General features: G+C 66.3%; 19 protein-coding genes. 10 read left to right on the top strand and 9 right to left on the bottom strand.

What is annotated here, in order from left to right; translation table 11 throughout:
• Positions 1–42 precede the first annotated feature (42 nt).
• The 6 genes from QQL24_RS04505 to amaB form a co-directional block, all read right to left on the bottom strand.
• Positions 43–1,011: a GDP-L-fucose synthase family protein gene (locus QQL24_RS04505; protein ID WP_284310854.1), complete on the bottom strand. Its 969-nt coding sequence runs from the start codon at positions 1,009–1,011 to the stop codon at positions 43–45.
• Positions 1,012–1,128: 117 nt separating this feature from the next.
• Positions 1,129–1,386, bottom strand: a complete 258-nt coding sequence (locus QQL24_RS04500) for a hypothetical protein (protein WP_284310710.1) — start codon at positions 1,384–1,386, stop codon at positions 1,129–1,131.
• A gap of 75 nt (positions 1,387–1,461) precedes the next feature.
• Positions 1,462–2,235, bottom strand: a complete 774-nt coding sequence (locus QQL24_RS04495; protein ID WP_284310709.1) for a glycosyltransferase family 25 protein — start codon at positions 2,233–2,235, stop codon at positions 1,462–1,464.
• Between the two features lie 297 nt (positions 2,236–2,532).
• Entirely contained in the window at positions 2,533–3,276 is a 744-nt protein-coding gene (locus tag QQL24_RS04490; RefSeq protein ID WP_284310708.1) for a glycosyltransferase family 2 protein, read from the bottom strand.
• 225 nt (positions 3,277–3,501) lie between these two features.
• On the bottom strand, positions 3,502–4,395 hold the full coding sequence (locus QQL24_RS04485; protein WP_284310707.1) for a transglycosylase SLT domain-containing protein: 894 nt from the start codon (positions 4,393–4,395) through the stop codon (positions 3,502–3,504).
• Positions 4,392–5,954, bottom strand: a complete 1,563-nt coding sequence (amaB, locus tag QQL24_RS04480) for an L-piperidine-6-carboxylate dehydrogenase (protein WP_284310706.1) — start codon at positions 5,952–5,954, stop codon at positions 4,392–4,394. The genes QQL24_RS04485 and amaB overlap by 4 nt, the downstream gene beginning before the upstream one ends.
• A 166-nt stretch (positions 5,955–6,120) precedes the next feature.
• Here amaB and QQL24_RS04475 point away from each other — a divergent pair, with 166 nt between their 5' ends.
• Genes QQL24_RS04475 through QQL24_RS04460 form a run of 4 tightly spaced genes read left to right on the top strand, consistent with a single transcriptional unit; the run spans position 6,121 to position 7,426 of the window.
• Positions 6,121–6,417, top strand: coding sequence for a type II toxin-antitoxin system HigB family toxin (locus QQL24_RS04475; protein ID WP_284310705.1), 297 nt, complete (start codon positions 6,121–6,123; stop codon positions 6,415–6,417).
• A complete protein-coding gene (locus tag QQL24_RS04470; RefSeq protein WP_284310704.1) occupies positions 6,414–6,797 on the top strand; it encodes a helix-turn-helix domain-containing protein in 384 nt (127 codons plus the stop codon). The genes QQL24_RS04475 and QQL24_RS04470 overlap by 4 nt, the downstream gene beginning before the upstream one ends.
• 52 nt (positions 6,798–6,849) lie before the next feature.
• Positions 6,850–7,143 (top strand): CopG family ribbon-helix-helix protein, encoded by a 294-nt coding sequence (locus tag QQL24_RS04465; RefSeq protein ID WP_284310703.1) that lies wholly within the window; start codon positions 6,850–6,852, stop codon positions 7,141–7,143.
• A complete protein-coding gene (locus tag QQL24_RS04460) occupies positions 7,130–7,426 on the top strand; it encodes a type II toxin-antitoxin system RelE/ParE family toxin (protein WP_284310702.1) in 297 nt (98 codons plus the stop codon). Before QQL24_RS04465 ends, QQL24_RS04460 begins: the two co-directional genes overlap by 14 nt.
• 92 nt (positions 7,427–7,518) lie before the next feature.
• Here QQL24_RS04460 and QQL24_RS04455 read toward each other — a convergent pair whose 3' ends face one another.
• Entirely contained in the window at positions 7,519–9,690 is a 2,172-nt protein-coding gene (locus QQL24_RS04455) for a primosomal protein N' (RefSeq protein ID WP_284310701.1), read from the bottom strand.
• A gap of 491 nt (positions 9,691–10,181) precedes the next feature.
• Between QQL24_RS04455 and leuB the strand changes: the two genes are divergently transcribed.
• The 5 genes from leuB (at position 10,182) to QQL24_RS04430 (ending at position 15,422) form a co-directional block, all read left to right on the top strand.
• The gene (leuB, locus tag QQL24_RS04450; RefSeq protein WP_284310700.1) at positions 10,182–11,291 is read left to right on the top strand and encodes a 3-isopropylmalate dehydrogenase; all 1,110 of its coding nucleotides are present in this window, start codon (positions 10,182–10,184) and stop codon (positions 11,289–11,291) included.
• A 352-nt stretch (positions 11,292–11,643) separates the two neighbouring features.
• Positions 11,644–12,393, top strand: coding sequence for a rhomboid family intramembrane serine protease (locus tag QQL24_RS04445; RefSeq protein ID WP_284310699.1), 750 nt, complete (start codon positions 11,644–11,646; stop codon positions 12,391–12,393).
• 312 nt (positions 12,394–12,705) lie between these two features.
• A complete protein-coding gene (locus QQL24_RS04440) occupies positions 12,706–13,455 on the top strand; it encodes an electron transfer flavoprotein subunit beta/FixA family protein (RefSeq protein ID WP_284310698.1) in 750 nt (249 codons plus the stop codon).
• Between the two features lie 20 nt (positions 13,456–13,475).
• Positions 13,476–14,417: an electron transfer flavoprotein subunit alpha/FixB family protein gene (locus QQL24_RS04435; RefSeq protein ID WP_284310697.1), complete on the top strand. Its 942-nt coding sequence runs from the start codon at positions 13,476–13,478 to the stop codon at positions 14,415–14,417.
• Between the two features lie 201 nt (positions 14,418–14,618).
• Complete coding sequence (locus tag QQL24_RS04430; protein ID WP_284310696.1) at positions 14,619–15,422, top strand: alpha/beta hydrolase; 804 nt, start codon at positions 14,619–14,621, stop codon at positions 15,420–15,422.
• Here the strand turns inward: QQL24_RS04430 and QQL24_RS04425 are convergent.
• On the bottom strand, positions 15,409–15,993 hold the full coding sequence (locus QQL24_RS04425; RefSeq protein ID WP_284310695.1) for a type II toxin-antitoxin system VapC family toxin: 585 nt from the start codon (positions 15,991–15,993) through the stop codon (positions 15,409–15,411). The genes QQL24_RS04430 and QQL24_RS04425 overlap by 14 nt on opposite strands.
• Before the next feature lies 1 nt (position 15,994).
• Positions 15,995–16,270: a hypothetical protein gene (locus QQL24_RS04420; RefSeq protein ID WP_284310694.1), complete on the bottom strand. Its 276-nt coding sequence runs from the start codon at positions 16,268–16,270 to the stop codon at positions 15,995–15,997.
• Positions 16,271–16,440: 170 nt separating this feature from the next.
• Here QQL24_RS04420 and QQL24_RS04415 point away from each other — a divergent pair, with 170 nt between their 5' ends.
• Positions 16,441–17,322, top strand: a complete 882-nt coding sequence (locus QQL24_RS04415; protein ID WP_284310693.1) for a 3-hydroxybutyryl-CoA dehydrogenase — start codon at positions 16,441–16,443, stop codon at positions 17,320–17,322.
• The last annotated feature ends 562 nt before the right edge of the window (positions 17,323–17,884 follow it).

The raw sequence follows: 17,884 nt of genomic DNA, 5'->3' as shown, positions 1-17,884 counted from the left end.
ACGATTAAGGAAGAGCGGATCGTCCGACACTCTCTTCGAGTGTCACAGGGACGTCCGCGCTCCCAGGTTCTCTACATACCAGCGATGGGTCTCCCTCAACCCTTCCTCCAGGCCAATCCTCGGTTCCCATCCCAGTTCCCGCATTCTGGACGAGTCCATCAACTTCGCCGGCGTGCCGTCCGGCTTGGAGCGGTCATGCGTGGTGGCGCCCTCATAGCCCACCACCCGCTTGATGGTCTCCAGGAGCTCCAGGATGGTGATGTCCTGGCCGGCGCCGATATTGATCAGGCGTTCATCCGAATAGGTTTCCGACAGGCGCACCAGGGCGTCGGCGGCATCGTCGACATGCAGGAATTCTCGGCGCGGCGTGCCCGTGCCCCAGATCTCGATCGAGGCATCGCCGCGCAGCTTCGTCTCGTGCACGCGCCGCAGCAGGGCGGCCAGGACGTGGCTGGACTTCGGATCGAAATTGTCGCGCGGGCCGTAGAGGTTGCAGGGCATGGCCGCGATGAAGTCGCAGCCATGCTGGCGTCGATAGGCCTGCACCAGCTTGACGCCCGCGATCTTGGCGATGGCATACCATTCATTGGTGGGCTCGAGCGGGCCGGTGAGCAGCGCCGTTTCGCTGATGGGCTGGGGCGCCTCCCGCGGATAGATGCAGCTGGAACCCAGCAGCACCAGCTTGGCGACCCCGGTACGCGCCGCCGCATGGATGACGTTCGCCTCCATCATCAGATTGTCGTAGAGAAAATCGGCCGGGAAGCGGTCATTGGCGAGGATGCCGCCGACCTTGGCCGCGGCAAGGAAGATCGCGTCGGGCCGCGCCTTGTCGAGCCAGGCCTCGGTGTCGGCCTGGCGGCGCAGGTCGAGCTCGGCCTTGGCGGCGGTGAGCAGCGTGCAGTCCTCGCTCGCGAGCCGGCGCAGCAGCGCCGAACCCACCATGCCGCGATGGCCGGCCACCCAGACCTTCGCTCCCGCCAGAGAACCCACAGAGTGCCTCCCCTTGTGCATGCCCTTTGTGAGGGGGAATCGGGTCAAGCTCAAGGCGACCGGGAGCGCCGGTGTACCCAGCCGGCCGGAAACGCCGCGTTCAACCACAAATGGTGGAAGGGTGTCCCCTCCGCAGCCTCATTCCTCGTCCTTGTCGGCCTCCTCGGCATGCCTTTGCGCGACCGGCCGGACCTTCTCGAAATCGGTAGGGGCCATCAGGAAGGCACGGATGCGGGCGCGACCGAGTTCCTCGCAGCGCCGGCGCAGCTCGGAAGTCGGCACGTCATGCACGCTGTCATCGTCCAGCACCACGGCGACGGAGCCGGGTGCGACGAGTTCGTTCTGGCCGACCAGCACGCCATCGAGGAAGAGCTGATCCGGCAGTTCCGTGGACAAGGCGGTCTCCTTCAGGCTGCGAGATGCTCCCTTTGTGTCATCCCTCGCGGAAGGCCACAAGCCCGGAACGCTCCCTCATACCGCCAGCGGGATCAGCGTGACCTTCGCCCCATCCGCCTCGCCCTTGCGCTGCAGCGCGGCGCGGCGCCTTGCGTGAGGGGTCGGGATCACCGTGCGGGCGAGCACGCGGTCGCGCCAGGCGTCGGCGATGTCGCTGTCCGCGACACTGCCGGCGGGGTTGCCCGATTCGGCGGGCATGACCAGGCCCGGCACGGCCTGCGCCACCGCGAGGCGATGGAACACCGGCTCGTCCGGGTCGAACAGGATGCGGTCGAGCGGCACGTCGAGCGGCACCGAGCGGGCCAGGAGCTTGCGGGCACCAGCCTGGGAGAGCAGATAGCCGCCACCGCCGGCGGCGAAGCTGTAGGGCCGGTGCAGGCCGATGCCGGGCATCAATTCGCCTGCCTGCCGGCCGATATTGGCAATCTGGTCGCGCTGCTCGATCTTGACGAGGTCGAAGCCGGCGAGGTCTGTCACGGTCGCGATCAGGCCGGCAAAGGCGGGCGAAAGCCAGGCGTCGTCCTCGAGGATGCAGGCGACAGACAGATCGCGCTCGACGATCTGCCGCCAGGCCTTGCGATGGCTGAAGGTGCAGGCGAGCTCCGGCGGGCTGACATGGCGCGGGCGTACCGGATCGGTCCAGCGGGCGAGCGAGGCCACCGGCACGGCCTCGGGCGTGAACGCCTCCACCCGTTCGGCGGAAAGCGCCAGGGCGGCAAATTGTGCTGCCATGAACCGGCGCCGGTCGGTGCGGCGGTCAAGATTGAGATAAAAAAGGCAAAGCGGCATGGGCTCAATGAATCATCTGAAACCGGCCCACCCTGAAAATTGTCTCCTCCAAAATATCGGCACCGTCTACCCATCTGGGGTTGAACGGCGTGTGGAGACGCGTGGGACACGGAAGTGGTAGGGATCGACTTTTATCAAATCAACTCAGCATCATAGCTCGCGCGATCGAATATTTCGCGCGCATCTTCCTCCTTTCCGGGCACGACAACTATAACGCGGCCTGGGCGAATACTTCAATCCCGTGTTGTCCGCCAGTCGGAGAGTCCCGTATACAAGTACGGGAGACGGCGAACGCCTTCAGCTCATGGTATTGCCATCCCTGGCGATGGATTCGTGGTTCCTGACCACCAGCTCGCTCAGCCCATGCTTGGCGGCCAGGCGGTCGAGATTGGCGCGTCTGGCCTGCGCGTTCCCGTCCGCCGAGACGCTGTCGCCGCGGGCCGAGATGCGCACGGCCTCGCTCAGCGGCCCGACGAAGTCCACGTCCGCGGCGAAGAGGCGCAGATACCAGTCCCAGTCCCAGTAGAAAGGCAGGCTGTCGTCGAAGGGGCCGAGATTGCCATGCAGCGCGCGTGGATAGATCACGCCGGGAATGAGCAGGCGGTTGTCGCGGCGGATCGCCTGCGCATCGGCGTGGGCGACGAAGGGCATTTCCGTCCCGGCATCGGGCCGCTCTCCTTCGGCGACGATGCGGCCGGAGGCATAGAGCAAAGCGTGGCGCGGGCCGCCCGCCAGCATGGCGGCGAGATGCCCGGGCTCTGCCCACCAGTCGTCGTCGTCGAGAAAGGCGATACGCTCGCCCCGCGCCAGGCTGACGCCGAGATTGCGCGCCGGTACCTGCCCGGCGCCCCCGGTCGCCAGCGTGCGGATGACAGGATCGAAGGCTTCGGCCGCCGCGCTCCCGCTGCCGTCGCCATCGTCGACGACGAGGATCTCATGGTCGCCGAACGTCTGTGCCGCCACGGAGCGCAACGCCCGTACAAGCAGCTCCGGCCGGTCCTTGGTGGGGATGATGATGCTGAGCGCGGGGAAATCGGGCAAGAGGTGGACTCCGGTGCGGTGACGCGGAGACTAGGAGGTACAACGGAAATAGCGTCATGGAAACAAGGAGATAATATGACGTAAGGGAAGGCCTGGGACCGCCGGCTTTCCAGCCGGCTCTTGAACCGCTGGTGGTGGTCGAAAGGGCGTGAGCCGTGCGGCGGACGCTCTTTCTTGGCAGCTCCTCGTTTCCAGGAGCCGGCTTGGAAAGCCGGCGTTCCCAGCCTATTTCGCCGGCACGCCCTTGATCAGCCTGGGCAGCATGCCCTTCCGCTTCGCCTCGTAATAATAGCCGCCGGAATAGAGGCTCACCGCCCGGTCAGGATTGCCGCCGGAGACGCGCCAGGCATTGGCGAGGTAAGCCGCGCCATAGGTGAGGCTGGTGTCGGCGTCGAGCAGGCCCTCGGCGCCGCCGTTGTAGCCCATGCCGCGGGCCGTATCGAGGCGCATCTGCATCAGGCCGAGATAGGGCCCGTGGCGCAGGTGCGGATTGCCGCCGCTCTCGCGCTTCACCACCCGCCGCAGCAGGCTCTCGGGCAGTCCATAGCGCTGGGCATGCTTGCTGATCAGCGCATCGACGGGGTCGCCCGTGCCTGGGCCCTGTCTGGTCAGTGTCTCGGCCGAGACGCGCACGCCCAGCGGCCCGGAGACCGGGATGCTAGCCGTCTGCAGGTCGTCCTCCGTGGGGGACATCTGGCCAGCGCGGTCGAGCTTCACCAGCTCCAGAGGGCGGGAGGGGGGCAGGGGCGTGGCAGCGACGGAAGAGCCCGAGCTTGCCGGGCTTGCGTCCGCGGCAACCGGCATCGTGGTGGCGGAAGGCTTCGTCGCGGGTGGCTTGGCTGCGAAGGGCTTGCCAGCGGCAGACTTTGCGGCGGTGGGCGTTGCCGCCAAGCCCGCGTCCATCGGCTCAGGCTGCGGCAGCAGCAGGGTGCCGGCGCCTGCGGGCTTGGCGGCCTTCGTGGCCGTGGCCTTCGCCCTGAGCAGTGGTTTCGCCTTGGGCTTCGCGGCCGCTTTCGCTGGCGGGACCGGCACCGTGTCATCAGCGCTGGCGAGGCCCGGCGCGGCCATCAGGCCGAGCGCCACGCAGCCCACCAGCAGGCGTTTGAGCGGCGCCTTCAAGCGTCCGCCTCCATAGCTCCATCGCCGTGCGATGGAGCGTCGGCCTCGACGTCGAACTTCACGCCCTGCGCCAGCGGCAGGGTGCGGCCGTAATTGATGGCGCTGGTCTGGCGGCGCATATAGGCCTTCCAGGCGTCCGAGCCGCTCTCACGCCCGCCGCCGGTCTCCTTCTCGCCGCCGAAGGCCCCGCCGATCTCGGCGCCCGAGGGGCCCATATTGACGTTGGCGATGCCGCAATCCGAGCCCTGCCCGGAGACGAAGCGCTCGACCTCGCGCATATCGGTGGCGAAGATCGAGGACGACAGGCCTTGCGGCACGCCGTTCTGCAGCGCCAGCGCCTCGTCGAAATCGCCATATTTCAGCACATAGAGGATGGGCGCGAAGGTCTCGTGCACCACCGGGCCCTTCTGCTCCGGCATTTCCACCAGAGCAGGCCGGACATAATAGGCTTCGGCCGGGCCGGCCTCGGCGACGCGGGCGCCGCCATGCACGGTGCCGCCAGCCTTCTTCGCCTCGTCCAGGGCCTTCTGCATACCCTCATAGGCCTGGCCGTCGATCAGCGGACCGACCAGCGCGTCGGTGGCGACGGGATTGCCGACCTTGATGGTGGCATAGACCTGTCTCAGCTTGCCGACGAGGGCGTCATAGACGCTCTCATGCACGATCAGCCGGCGTAGCGAGGTGCAGCGCTGGCCCGCCGTGCCCATGGCGGCGAAGGCGATCGCCCGCAGCGCGAGATCGAGATCCGCCGAGGGCGTGACGATCGAGGCGTTGTTGCCGCCGAGCTCGAGGATCGACTTGCCGAAGCGCCGCGCCACCCGCTCGCCGACGATGCGGCCCATGGCGGTGGAGCCGGTGGCCGAGACCACGGGCACGCGGGCATCGTCGACCAGCGCGGCACCGACCTCGCGGGCGCCGAGCACCACCGTCATCAGCCCGTCGGGCACGCCGCCGAAGCGCTTGGCGGCCTTGTCGAAGATCGCCTCTACCGCGAGCGCGGTGAGCGGGGTCTTCTCGGAGGGCTTCCAGACGACGCTGTCGCCGCAGACGAAAGCGAGGGCGGCATTCCAGCTCCACACCGCCACGGGGAAGTTGAAGGCCGAGATCACGCCGACCACGCCGGCCGGGTGCCACTGCTCCATCATGCGATGGTCGCCCCGCTCGGTGGCGATGGTGAGGCCGTAGAGCTGGCGGGAGAGGCCGGTGGCGAAGTCGCAGATGTCGATCATCTCCTGCACTTCGCCCAGGCCCTCCGAGACGATCTTGCCGACTTCGAGGGAAACGAGCCGGCCGAGTTCGGTCTTGGCGGCGCGCAGCTCCTCGCCGAGCAGGCGCACCAGTTCGCCGCGCTGCGGTCCCGGCACCTTGCGCCAGGCCTCGAAGGCGGCATGTGCCTTGCCGATGGCGGCAGTGGTCGATTCTGGCGTATCGTCCTGAACCCGGCCGATGATTTCGCCGGTCAGGGGCGTGCGGACGATGCGGTTGCCGCCGGAAAAACGGCTGGCCGGAACGCCGAGCGCCTCGAGAAGCTCACGGGTTTCGGCAACGGGACTGGTCATGATGGCTCGCTGTGATGGCTGCGATTTTGGCATGCTCATAGCGTTTTTGAAGGCCGGGGGGAAGCCTGGGAGCGCGGACGTCTTACGACACTCACTTCAGAGTCGTAGGACCTCCGCGCTCCCGGCGCCATCTTGTTCCCGCTATGGGAATTTGCTAGCATGTCCCATGCAGGTGATCGCCAGGCGTACGCTCAAGCTGTTTTGGGAGGATTACCCTCACGCGAAGGCACCGTTGGAAGCTTGGCATGCGGAAGTGTCGCGAGCGATTTGGACGGGTCCGGCCGATGTGAAGCGACAATTCGGGACGACCATCGATTTCGTGGCGGACAACCGCATTATCTTCGATATCGGCGGCAATGAGTTCCGCCTCGTCGTTCATGTGGCGTATCTGTATAAAAGCGTTCTGATCAAGTTCGTAGGCACACACAGGGACTACGACAAGATCGATCCGGAGACGATATGAAGGACATCCGCCCTCTTCGCACCGAAGCGGACTACGACTGGGCGCTTGCCGAGGTCGAACATTATTTCAACCGTCAGCCGGAGCCGGGAACGCCGGATGGCGACCGCTTCGCCGTACTTGCCGATCTGATCGAGGCCTATGAGGCTCATCACTGGCCGGTGGGACCCGTCGATCCGATCGAGGCCATCCGCTATCGCATGGAGATCGGCGGCAAGACCCGCAGGGATCTTGCCGCATTGCTCGGCTCGCGCTCCCGCGCCTCCGAGATCCTGCGGCGCAGGCGCGCGCTCACCCTGCCGATGATCCACAAGCTCAACCGTGAATGGGGCATCCCGGCCGAGGTGCTGATCACGCCCTATCATCTGGACAAGGCGGCTTGACCTTCCCTGCGGATGCCGTACGTTGTGTTCACCTGTATGCGAAGGTGTTGCGATGCCCAGTAAGGCCGATACATTTTCTATCCGTCTGCCCGACGACCTCAAGCGGGATGTTGCCCGCCTCGCCACGGCAACGCGGCGGTCCCGGGCCTTCATCGTCAAGGAGGCGGTTGCCGCCTATGTCGAGGACCAGCGCGATTATCTGGCTGCGCTCGACGAGGCGGCTGAAGAGGCAGACAAGGGCATATTCGTTTCCGAAGACAGGGCGCTTTCCTGGCTGAGGAGCCTCGGCACGGAGGACGAGAAGCCCCTTCCCGAGGCGGATATCGGCCCCGATGCCCGGACATGAGTTGCGCCTCCTCCGGCGCGCCCTCAATGATATCGCCGAGCTTCACAAGCATATCGCCAAGGAAGACAAGATCGTGGCCCGCAACGTGGTCGAGCGCATCGACAAGGCGCTGATCGCGATCCGCAACAATCCGAATATCGGGCGGCCGACCCAACGCCCGCCCATTCGCGAATGGTCGGTTCCCGGCCTGTCGCTGGTGATTCCCTATCGCGTGAAGGGCACAAGGGTCGAGATCCTGCGCGTGTATCACACGAGGCGCCGCCGGCCATTGAGGTGGGAGTAGTCGGTCTCCGGGTGCACGGGCATCCTGCCCGTTCTTCCCTTGCTACCGGCGTGCCGCTTCAAGAACGGGCAGGATGCCCGTGCACCCGGAAATCACGCAAAGCTCATCGGATCGATATCCACTTCCACCGTGAGCTGCCCGTTCGCCTTGGGCCCTGCCGCCAGCCACGCCCTGATATAGTCCTGCAGCGCGAATTCCCGCGGCGCCTGCAGGATCAGCCGCATGCGGTGGCGGCCGCGGATCACCGCGATGGGGGCTTCCGCCGGGCCGAGCACGCGCAATGCGGCGTCGAAGGGCGCCACCTTCACCAGCGCCCGCGCAAAGCTCTCCGCCTTGCCCCGATCCTCGTCCGAGATGGTCAGTGCCGCCATGCGGCCATAGGGCGGCAGGCCGGCCTTGGCGCGGATGGCGATCTCGCGGGTGTAGAAGCTCTCCTTGTCGCCGGACATCAGCGCCTGCATCACCGGATGGCCGGGATCGTAGCTCTGCAGCAGGGCGCGGCCCGGCCTGTCGCCGCGGCCGGCGCGGCCGGTGACCTGGCCGAGGAGCTGGAAGGTGCGCTCGGCGGCGCGCGGATCGCCGGTGCCGAGGCCGAGATCGGCATCGACCACGCCCACCAGCGTGAGATGCGGGAAGTTGTGGCCCTTGGCGACGAGCTGCGTGCCGATCACGAGGTTCGCCTCGCCCTTCGCCACGGTGTCGAGCTCCTGCTTCAACCGCTCGGCGCTGCCATGGATATCGGAGGAGAGGATCACCGTATGCGCGTCCGGGAACAGGCCGGCGACCTCCTCGGCGATGCGCTCGACGCCCGGCCCGCAGGGGGTGAGCGTGTCCTCGCCCTCGCAGCTCGGGCAGTGCCTCGGCACCGGCGCGGTGTGGCCGCAATGGTGGCAGACCAGGCTCTTGCGGAAGCGGTGCTCCACCAGCCAGGCCGTGCAGTTCGGGCACTGGAAGCGGTGGCCGCATTTGCGGCAGAGGGTGAGGGGGGCATAGCCGCGCCGGTTGAGGAAGAGGAGCGCCTGCTCGCCCGCCTCCAGCGCCTGCCTCACCGCGGTGGCAAGGCCGGGGGCGATGAACTTGCCGCGCTCGGGCCCGCCGGTGCGCATGTCGATGGCCGAGATCGCCGGCAGCGCCCGCCCGCCGAAGCGCTCGGGCAAGGTGATATGGCCGTAGCGGCCGCGATCGGCATTGACGCGGCTTTCGATCGAGGGCGTGGCTGAGGCGAGCACCGCCGGCGCGTCGACGAGGCGGGCGCGCACCACCGCCATGTCGCGGGCATTGTAGCGCGGGCCGTCCTCCTGCTTGTAGGCGCTGTCATGCTCCTCGTCGACGATGATGAGCCTGAGATCCGCGAAGGGCAGGAACAAAGCCGAGCGCGCCCCCGCCACCACCGCCACCTCGCCCTTGGCAATGCCGTGCCAGAGCCGGGCACGCTTGCCCGGGTTGACGCCGGAATGCCATTCGGCCGGGCGTACGCCGAAGCGCTGGGCGAAACGGTCGAGGAACTGGTTGGTGAGGGCGATCTCGGGCAGCATGATCAGCGCCTGCCCGCCCTGGCGCACGGCCTCCGCCACCGCCTCGAAATAGACCTCCGTCTTGCCCGATCCGGTGACGCCTTCGAGCAGCGTCGCCGAAAAGCGCCTGGCCGAGACGGCCTGCTGCAGGGAGGTGGCCGCCAGCGCCTGCGCCTCGTTGAGGCTGGCGGCGGAAAAATCGAGGTCGGGCATCAGCGCCGGCGGCTCGGGCGGCAGCGCCACGGGCTCGACCGCGCCGGCATCGACCAGGCCGTCGATCACGCCGGGCGAGACGCCGGTCGCCTCGATGAGAGCGCGCTTTTCATGCACGAAGCCATCGGCGAGATGGGCGAGCACGCGTCGGCGCGCGGGAGTGATGCGCTCCGGCTCATGCTTGTAGCGATAGCCGAGGCGCGGCTTTTCCGGTGGCAGCTCCGGCGCGCGCAGGGCCATGCGCATGATCATGCCGCGCGGGGTGAGCGTCCAGTTCGCCACCCATTCGATGAAGCGGCGCATGTGATCGGAGACCGGCGGCAAAGCCAGGCGCTCCTCGACATATTTCAGCCGGTTGGAGGAAGCGGGCAGCACGCCGTCGCCGTCCCAGACCACGCCGACCACCTCGCGCGGTCCGAGCGTCACGCGCACGACATCGCCCGGCATCAGCACGATGCCGAAGGGCACGCGATAGCTGTAGGTGCGCTCCAGCGCCACCGGCAGCAGAATCTCGACGACATCGCCCGGGTTAGCCATGCTGGGAGCGCGGACGTCCTACGACACTCAAGTGAGTGTCGGACGATCCGCTCTTGGAAACGCAACGGAGATAAGGGAAGTGATGCCCTTTTCCCGCATTCGCCCGCGATGATTTGGCCGTGCTCATCGCTGACAGGTCGGGGAGGGGGATGAGTCTGTCAAGACGCCTGTCTGCGGCGATGGCTGAAATGGGTGCGCCCTCTCTGGCATACGCATTGTTTCCAAGAGCCGCCCGGGAGGCCAGCGGTCCCAGGGCACACCAGGGCTGCGCCTCTCCGCTGCACACTCCGTTTCCAAGGAGCAGGCGTCTCGCCTGTCTCTTCCCCTCCAGCACGCGCCGTCCGCCACCGTGGCACTAAACATACCCGTATAATCTATGAACTTATACCGGTTTCGATTTGCCGCAGGATGGCCCCAGACCAAGCACCTTGCACCATCCCGCGCGCTCGTCTAATCACCCGCCAATCCCCAACTTCGAGGCCCGCATCATCATGGCGACGCAAAAGCTCCTCCTTCTTCCCGGCGACGGCATCGGTGTCGAGGTGATGGCGGAGGTCAGGCGACTGATCGCCTTCCTCAACAAATCAGGCCTCGCCTCGTTCGAGACCGAGGAGGACCTGGTCGGCGGTTCGGCCTATGACGCGCATGGCAAGGCCATCTCGGAAGACGCCATGAAGCGCGCCCAGGAGGCCGATGCGGTGATGTTCGGCGCGGTGGGTGGCCCGAAATGGGCCGACGTGCCCTACGAGGCCCGCCCCGAGGCCGGCCTCTTGCGCCTGCGCAAGGATCTCGGCCTGTTCGCGAACCTGCGCCCCGCCGTGTGCTATCCGGCGCTGGCCGATGCCTCCTCGCTCAAGCGCGAGCTGGTCGAGGGTCTCGACATCATGATCGTGCGCGAGCTCACCGGCGGCGTCTATTTCGGCGAGCCGAAGGAGATCGTCACGCTGGAGAACGGGCAGAAGCGCGCGGTGGATACCCAGGTCTACACCACCCATGAGATCGAGCGCATCGCTCGCGTCGCCTTCGACCTCGCCAAGGTGCGCAAGGGCTTGCTGCATTCCTCCGAGAAGCACAATGTCATGAAGTCGGGCGTGCTCTGGAAGCAGGTCGTGACTTCAGTGCACAAGGCCGAATATCCGGAACTGAAGCTCGAGCACATCCTGGCCGACAATTGCGGCATGCAGCTTGTGCGCACGCCCAAGCAGTTCGACGTCATCGTCTGCGACAATTTGTTCGGCGACATGCTCTCGGACGTGGCGGCCATGCTCACGGGTTCACTCGGCATGCTGCCCTCCGCCTCACTCGGCGCCGCCGATGCCAGGACCGGCAAGCGCAAGGCCATGTATGAACCGGTGCATGGCTCGGCTCCCGACATCGCCGGCAAGGGCCTCGCCAACCCGATCGCGACGCTCGCCTCCTTCGGCATGGCGCTGCGCTACTCCTTCGGCCTCAGCGAAGCCGCCGACCGGCTCGATGCGGCGATTGCCGACGTGCTGGGCGAAGGCCTGCGCACCAAGGACATCGCGGCGCCGGGCCAGAACGCGGTCTCGACCAGCGACATGGGCGGCGCGGTGATCAAGGCGATGGAACGGGCCAGGTAAGGCGCCGCTTCCATCTGGAGGCAAGGCGCGACGCAAAAAGCCTCCCCCCACGAAGCTGGGGGAGGTGGCCCGACGAAGTCGGGTCGGAGGGGGTGTGGCCAGGATAGAGCGCGGGAAGCGGCCTCCCAGGTTTCGTTTCCCGCGCCTTTTCCGGACCACACCCCCTCCGTCATTGCTTCGCAATGCCACCTCCCCCAGCTTCGTGGGGGAGGCTAATCGCGCCTTGCTTTCCTCGGATTGCTTCGGCGACTCGGGACAGGCACAACCCCCGCCTTTATTCTTTCGCCTTCACGCTCTACACTGTCCCGAGGCCGGCACGCGACTTGCATCGGCATCTCGATCGGGGCGCGCCATGATCATTCCGCTCTACGACGACAATCCCCACCGGCGCATCTCCCAGGCCTGGGTGAACTGGGCGCTGGTGGCGACCAATGTCGCAGTGTTCTTCTTCTTCCAGTCGGGCTATGTGCCCGGCACCTTCGTGGCGGATACGGCAGGCTTCACCTATTCCTACGGCACCATCCCGGTGGTGCTGTTCGAGAAGATGAACCTGCCGCCGGAATATCTGCGCGTGCCGGAATGGCTGACGCCGATCACCTCCGCGTTCGTGCACGGCTCCTGGATGCACCTCACCGGCAACATGCTGTTCCTGTGGGTGTTCGGCGACAATGTCGAGGACGATCTCGGCCATTTCAAATATCTGTTCTTCTATCTCGCCTGCGCCGTGCTCTCGACCTTCGCCTACGCCCTTACGGCGCCGGATTCCACCAGCCCGCTGATCGGGGCGTCGGGGGCGATCTCGGGCGTGGTGGCGGCCTATGTGCTGCTGCATCCCAATGTGAAGATCTGGGTGCTGGTGCTCTTCCGCATCCCCTTGAAGCTGCCGGCCTATTGGGCCATCGGCGCCTGGATCCTCTACCAGGCCTATTTCGCCATCTATGCCTATTTCGTCAGCTCCACCAGCGATGTCGCCTGGTTCGCCCATATCGGCGGCCTCCTCGCCGGCGCCGTGCTGGTGCTGCCGCTGAAGAGCTCGGACGCGCCCTTGTTCGACAGGGCGCCGCCGCCGGCGAAGAACGACTGGCGCGATACGTTCGATTGAGGGGAGTGCCTGGGAGCGCGGACGTCTCGTCCGCTCTTGGAAACGGCACGCCTGCCGGACGACATGCATAGGCGGCGTGTACTCTCTCAGCTATCGTTATCGTTTCAAGAGCGGACGGGACGTCCGCGCTCCCAGCAGGTCCCCGCTAGTGTCGCATTGACACAAATGCCCGCGCCCATTAGCTGAAATCCGTCATCGAATTGCCATGGCGGCGGCTTTGGCGCGACGCGAGTTGTCGGTTCATCGATAGCGTGTCGCCTCCAGGGTCGCTATGCCGCCGTAAATCACCCGGTTCCCGTCTGGAGAAGCCCCATGAAAGTGCTCGTGCCCGTGAAGCGGGTCGTCGATTACAATGTGAAGATCCGCGTCAAGGCCGACGGTTCGGGCGTCGATCTGAACAACGTCAAGATGTCGATGAACCCCTTCGACGAGATCGGCGTCGAGGAAGCGCTGCGCCTGAAGGAAGCCGGCAAGGCCACCGAAGTGGTGGTCGTCTCCATCGGGCCCGCGCAGGCTGCCGAGACGCTGCGCTCGGGCCTCGCCATGGGCGCCGATCGCGGCATCCTGGTCAAGACCGACTCGACCGTCGAGCCCCTCGCCGTCGCCAAGCTGCTCAAGGCCGTGATCGGCAACGAGGCCCCCGGCCTCGTCATCCTCGGCAAGCAGGCCATCGACGACGACATGGGCGCCACCGGCCAGATGCTGGCCGCGCTGCTCGGCTGGCCGCAGGGCACCTTCGCCTCCAAGGTCGAGCTGGCCGGCGACAAGGTCGAGGTGGTCAGGGAGGTCGACGGCGGCTCGCAGACCGTCAGCCTCAACCTGCCCGCCATCGTCACCACCGACCTGCGCCTCAACGAGCCGCGCTATGCTTCGCTGCCCAACATCATGAAGGCCAAGAAGAAGCCGATCGACGAGACCAGCCCCGAGGCCCTCGGCGTCGACATCGCCCCGCGCCTCACCGTGCTGAAGACGGTGGAGCCGGCGGCGCGCCAGGCCGGCAAGAAGGTCACCTCGGTGGCCGAGCTGGTCGACAAGCTCAAGAACGAAGCCGGCGTCATCTGAGAAGCGAAGGAAACCAAACAATGACCACACTTCTCATCGCCGAGATCGACGCCACAGGCCTCAAGGACGTCACCAACCGCGCTTTGACGGCGGCCGCCGAACTCGGCGCGCCCGTGCATGTGCTGGTGGCCGGCGCCGGCGCGGATGCCGCCGCCCAGGCCGCCGCCAGGCTCTCGGGCGTCGACAAGGTCCTGGTGGCCGATGCCTCCTACGAGCATCGCCTGGCCGAGCCGACCGCCGCGCTGATCGTCGGCCTCGCCGGCAACTATGACGCCATCGTCGCCCCCTCGACGCCGGCCTGGAAGAATGTGCTGCCGCGCGTCGCCGCGCTGCTCGACGTCATGCAGATCTCGGACATCGTGAAGGTGGTCTCCCCCGACACCTTCGAGCGGCCGATCTATGCCGGCAATGCCGTGCAGACCGTGAAGTCGGCCGACGCCAAGAAGGTGATCACCGTGCGCACTGCCTCCTTCGCCGCCACCGGCGAGGGTGGTTCGGCCGCCGTCGAGCCGGTCTCCGCCGCAGCCGATCCTGGCATCTCCTCGTTCAAGGGCGAGGCGCTGGCCAAGTCCGACCGGCCTGAGCTGGCTTCGGCCAAGATCATCATCTCCGGCGGCCGCGCCATGCAGAACCGCGAGAACTTCACCACCTATATCGAGCCCATCGCCGACAAGCTCGGCGCCGCCATGGGCGCCTCGCGCGCCGCGGTCGACGCCGGCTACGCCCCGAACGACTGGCAGGTCGGCCAGACCGGCAAGGTGGTCGCCCCCGACCTCTACATCGCCGTCGGCATTTCCGGCGCCATCCAGCATCTGGCCGGCATGAAGGATAGCAAGGTCATCGTCGCCATCAACAAGGACGAGGAAGCCCCGATCTTCCAGGTGGCGGATTACGGCCTGGTGGCCGACCTCTATACCGCGCTGCCGGAACTCAAGGACGAGCTCGCCAAGCTCGGGAAGTAAGCCGGGGGCGCGGACTTCCAGTCCGCCTCTTGGAACCATTGCCATAGAAAGAAGGGGCGCTGACCTTGCCGGTCGCGCCCCTTTTCGTGTCGTACCGTTTCAAGAGCGGACAGGATGTCCGCGCTCCCAGTGAACACTGTTCATTTCTCCACAAATCCGCCTCACTCCCATGCGGAAGTCCCTCGCTCCCGAGGTGCCTCCATGCTGGCGCGGCGTCTGTCGAAACTCCTGCTCATCTGTGCCGGTGCGCTGGTTTTCCTGTACCTCGCTGTTCTCACGACCCTCGCCCTCGCCCAGCGCTCCTTCCTCTATTTTCCCGCCGGCATCGTCGAGGCGCCTGTGATCAAGGGCGCCCAGGTGCTGCACCTCGACACCGCCGATGGCGAGCGTCTGCTCGCCTGGTATGTGCCGCCGGCCGCCGGCAAGCCGCTGCTGCTGTTCTTCCACGGCAATGGCGGCAACCTCGCCACGGTGGAAGATACGCTCGCCGATCTCGCGAGGCCGGGCAACGGCGTGCTGGCGGTCGAGTATCGCGGCTATCCCGGCTCCAGCGGCACACCCTCTGAAGGTGGACTGATCGCCGATGCCCAGGCGGGCTACGACAAGGCCCGGGCGCTGGGCATCGCGCCGCAGCGCATCATCGCGTTCGGCGAGTCGCTGGGCACCGGCGTCGCGGTAGCGCTGGCGGCGAAGAACAAGATCGGCGGCGTCGTCCTGATCTCGCCCCACAGCTCCGTGGCCGATGTCGCCGCGGCGGAATATTGGATGTTTCCCACCCGCTACCTGATCTGGGACAGCTTCCATTCCGACCAGCGCATCGCCGGGATCAAGGCGCCGCTCCTGATCGTGCACGGCACGGATGACGACGCCATCCCGATCCGTTTCGCACGCAAGCTCTTCGACCTCGCCAGCCAGCCCAAGCGCTTCATCGCCATCGAAGAGGGCGGCCACCGGCCGACGCAGGAAGCCATGCCGCAGGTGCTGGCCTGGATCAGGGAGAGGTGAGGCTCCCAGCCTCCCGATACATCAGCACCCGTCCCGCCGGGAACAGCTGCAGCAGATAGTCGAAATCCCGCACATTGCGCGTCAGCACGGTGAAGCCGAGGCGTTGGGCTTGCAGGAAGAGCACGCAATCATGCTGGGCCCTGAGCCTTTCGTCCTTGGCATAGCCCTGGAGGCGACAGAGCATGCCGGCGAGCAGGGCGGCGCGGCCGAGGGTCTCTGCATCGGGAGCGAAGAGACGGTGCGGCGGCATGCTGCGGATAAGCAGGCCGATCTGGGAGATGACCTTCGGCATGCCCGGATGGTCCGGGTTGAGCACGCCGACGGTATGCATCAATTCCTGAATGGCCACCGTCGAGTGATTGGTATAGCCGCCCGTCACAAGATTTTCGACGAGATCGGGCAGTCTGTCCTGGAGCGTATCGATATAGACGTTGGTGTCGAGCAGAAGCGTTCCATCGGCCCGCGTCTGCGCGTCGACGAAGGGCAACTCGGCATCCTCGCGCCGCGCCGGGGCGTGACGGGGATCGAAACGCGCCCAGCGCAAGGCAGCGTCGAAATCGAAGCGAGCCACGTCAGTAGCCGAGCTTCAGCGTCGGATCGACGGTCCCCTTCACTTTCTTCAAGGCTTCGATGAACTCGTCCTCCAGGGCGATGCTGGCGAGGGCGAATTTCATCAGCTCGGTATCGGAGGCCAGGCCCGTGCGTGCCCGCGCCTTCTCGATCAGCACCTTGCTGACCCGCGCACCGATACGCCCGCTTTCCTTGTCGAACAGGCCTGCACGCTCGGCATGCGACATCACGGAGGCGACGCGCTCCTGCAGAGGGGGACGGGTAGAGGCCTTGGGCATGGATGGCTGTCCAACAGGATTTGATTTTGTCCAACATATGCTGTCGGGGAGCGGGGTGCAAGGGCCGAGCGCGAACCGCCCTCCCGCAAAGACAACTTGCAGCCGCCAAACTATCTTCCCTACCGCACTGCACATCGATAAGATCGCGCACAAAGCGCAAGGACTGGGAAATGACGGTGGATATCAGGACGGTCGGGATCATCGGCGCCGGGCAGATGGGCAGCGGCATCGCGCATGTCGCCGCGCTGGCCGGATTGAACGTGGTGCTGAACGACATCTCGGCCGAGCAGGTCAACAACGGCCTGGCCACCGTCAACGGCAATCTCAAGCGCCAGATCGCCAAGGGCACGATCACGCAGGCCCAGGGCGACGAGGCCCTGTCGCGCATCAAGGCCGCGCCGGATCTCGAGCCGCTGGGGGCCTGCGACCTCGTCATCGAGGCGGCCACGGAGGCCGAGGCGGTCAAGGTGAAGATCTATGGCGCGGTCTGCCCGCATCTCAAGCCCGAGGCGATCCTGGCCACCAACACCTCCTCGATCTCGATCACGCGCCTGGCCGCCGCCACCGACCGTCCCGAGCGCTTCATCGGCATCCATTTCATGAACCCGGTGCCGGTGATGCAGCTGGTGGAGGTGATCCGCGGCATCGCCACCGACGACGGCACCTTCGAATCCGCCAAGAACTTCATCCACAAGCTCGAGCGCGAGATCGCGGTCGCCGAGGATTTCCCGGCCTTCATCGTCAACCGCATCCTCCTGCCGATGATCAACGAGGCGATCTATACGCTCTATGAGGGCGTGGGCACGGTGGAATCGATCGACACCGCCATGCGGCTCGGCGCCAACCACCCGATGGGCCCGCTGCAGCTCGCCGACTTCATCGGCCTGGATACCTGCCTGTCCATCATGCAGGTGCTGCATGAGGGCCTGGCGGACTCCAAGTACCGGCCCTGCCCGCTGCTGGTGAAATATGTCGAGGCCGGCTGGCTGGGACGCAAGACCAAGCGCGGCTTCTACGACTATCGCGGCGAGAAGCCAGTGGCGACAAGGTAGCTGGGAGCGCTTTCCTGGGATCGCAGGCATCCCTGCCTGCTCTTGGAAATGATGTGCGTGCAAGCAAGGGCGCCACACTCACGGGGGTGCCCTTTTCTATTCGTCTGTCGCTTCCCAGAGCAGGCAGGGATGCCTGCGATCCCAGGAACGCCTTCGATGCCACGCTCCCAGGACATCCCGTTAACCCTGCCGCGGTAAGATCTTGCCGAGTGCCCCGATGTGGCCGCAAGCGGCTGGTATATGCGCCGTTGTGGTTAATCGGACACGCCGCCCGGCTTTTCGTGCGGCGAGAATGTGGCGGCCATACCGCGTGGAGCGCCCGCGTGATAGAGGACCGCTTATGATCCCTTTTTGTGCTGGCGCTGCCTCCCGCCGGCGAGCCCGGAAGTTTCAGGAATGAAGCAGTTCGTCCATATTGCCCTCGCGGCCGTTTCCGTTCTGGCCCTGGCCGCCGCCGTTCCGGCGATGGCGCAGGATGCCTCGGCGCCCGCTCCTGCCGCCGACGCCCCCGTCGTCACGCCTGCTCCCGCCGCCCCGGCTGAGCCCGCGCCGGCCGCCGCCG

Source organism: Labrys miyagiensis, assembly GCF_030160835.1.
Taxonomy (GTDB): domain Bacteria; phylum Pseudomonadota; class Alphaproteobacteria; order Rhizobiales; family Labraceae; genus Labrys; species Labrys miyagiensis.
Note: the sequence above shows the minus strand (reverse complement) of the source record. Positions and strands in the feature narration are given on the sequence as shown.

What these genes read in the sequence shown, in the direction of transcription:
- QQL24_RS04430 (WP_284310696.1), top strand. Translation starts at nt 14,619, where the DNA reads ATGCTGGCGCGGCGTCTGTCGAAACTCCTGCTCATCTGTGCCGGTGCG.
- QQL24_RS04415 (WP_284310693.1), top strand. Translation starts at nt 16,441, where the DNA reads ATGACGGTGGATATCAGGACGGTCGGGATCATCGGCGCCGGGCAGATG.
- leuB (WP_284310700.1), top strand. Translation starts at nt 10,182, where the DNA reads ATGGCGACGCAAAAGCTCCTCCTTCTTCCCGGCGACGGCATCGGTGTC.
- QQL24_RS04460 (WP_284310702.1), top strand. Translation starts at nt 7,130, where the DNA reads ATGCCCGGACATGAGTTGCGCCTCCTCCGGCGCGCCCTCAATGATATC.
- QQL24_RS04505 (WP_284310854.1), bottom strand. Translation starts at nt 1,011, where the DNA reads ATGCACAAGGGGAGGCACTCTGTGGGTTCTCTGGCGGGAGCGAAGGTC.
- QQL24_RS04470 (WP_284310704.1), top strand. Translation starts at nt 6,414, where the DNA reads ATGAAGGACATCCGCCCTCTTCGCACCGAAGCGGACTACGACTGGGCG.
- QQL24_RS04445 (WP_284310699.1), top strand. Translation starts at nt 11,644, where the DNA reads ATGATCATTCCGCTCTACGACGACAATCCCCACCGGCGCATCTCCCAG.
- QQL24_RS04455 (WP_284310701.1), bottom strand. Translation starts at nt 9,690, where the DNA reads ATGGCTAACCCGGGCGATGTCGTCGAGATTCTGCTGCCGGTGGCGCTG.
- QQL24_RS04440 (WP_284310698.1), top strand. Translation starts at nt 12,706, where the DNA reads ATGAAAGTGCTCGTGCCCGTGAAGCGGGTCGTCGATTACAATGTGAAG.
- QQL24_RS04495 (WP_284310709.1), bottom strand. Translation starts at nt 2,235, where the DNA reads ATGCCGCTTTGCCTTTTTTATCTCAATCTTGACCGCCGCACCGACCGG.
- QQL24_RS04435 (WP_284310697.1), top strand. Translation starts at nt 13,476, where the DNA reads ATGACCACACTTCTCATCGCCGAGATCGACGCCACAGGCCTCAAGGAC.
- QQL24_RS04420 (WP_284310694.1), bottom strand. Translation starts at nt 16,270, where the DNA reads ATGCCCAAGGCCTCTACCCGTCCCCCTCTGCAGGAGCGCGTCGCCTCC.
- QQL24_RS04465 (WP_284310703.1), top strand. Translation starts at nt 6,850, where the DNA reads ATGCCCAGTAAGGCCGATACATTTTCTATCCGTCTGCCCGACGACCTC.
- QQL24_RS04475 (WP_284310705.1), top strand. Translation starts at nt 6,121, where the DNA reads ATGCAGGTGATCGCCAGGCGTACGCTCAAGCTGTTTTGGGAGGATTAC.
- amaB (WP_284310706.1), bottom strand. Translation starts at nt 5,954, where the DNA reads ATGACCAGTCCCGTTGCCGAAACCCGTGAGCTTCTCGAGGCGCTCGGC.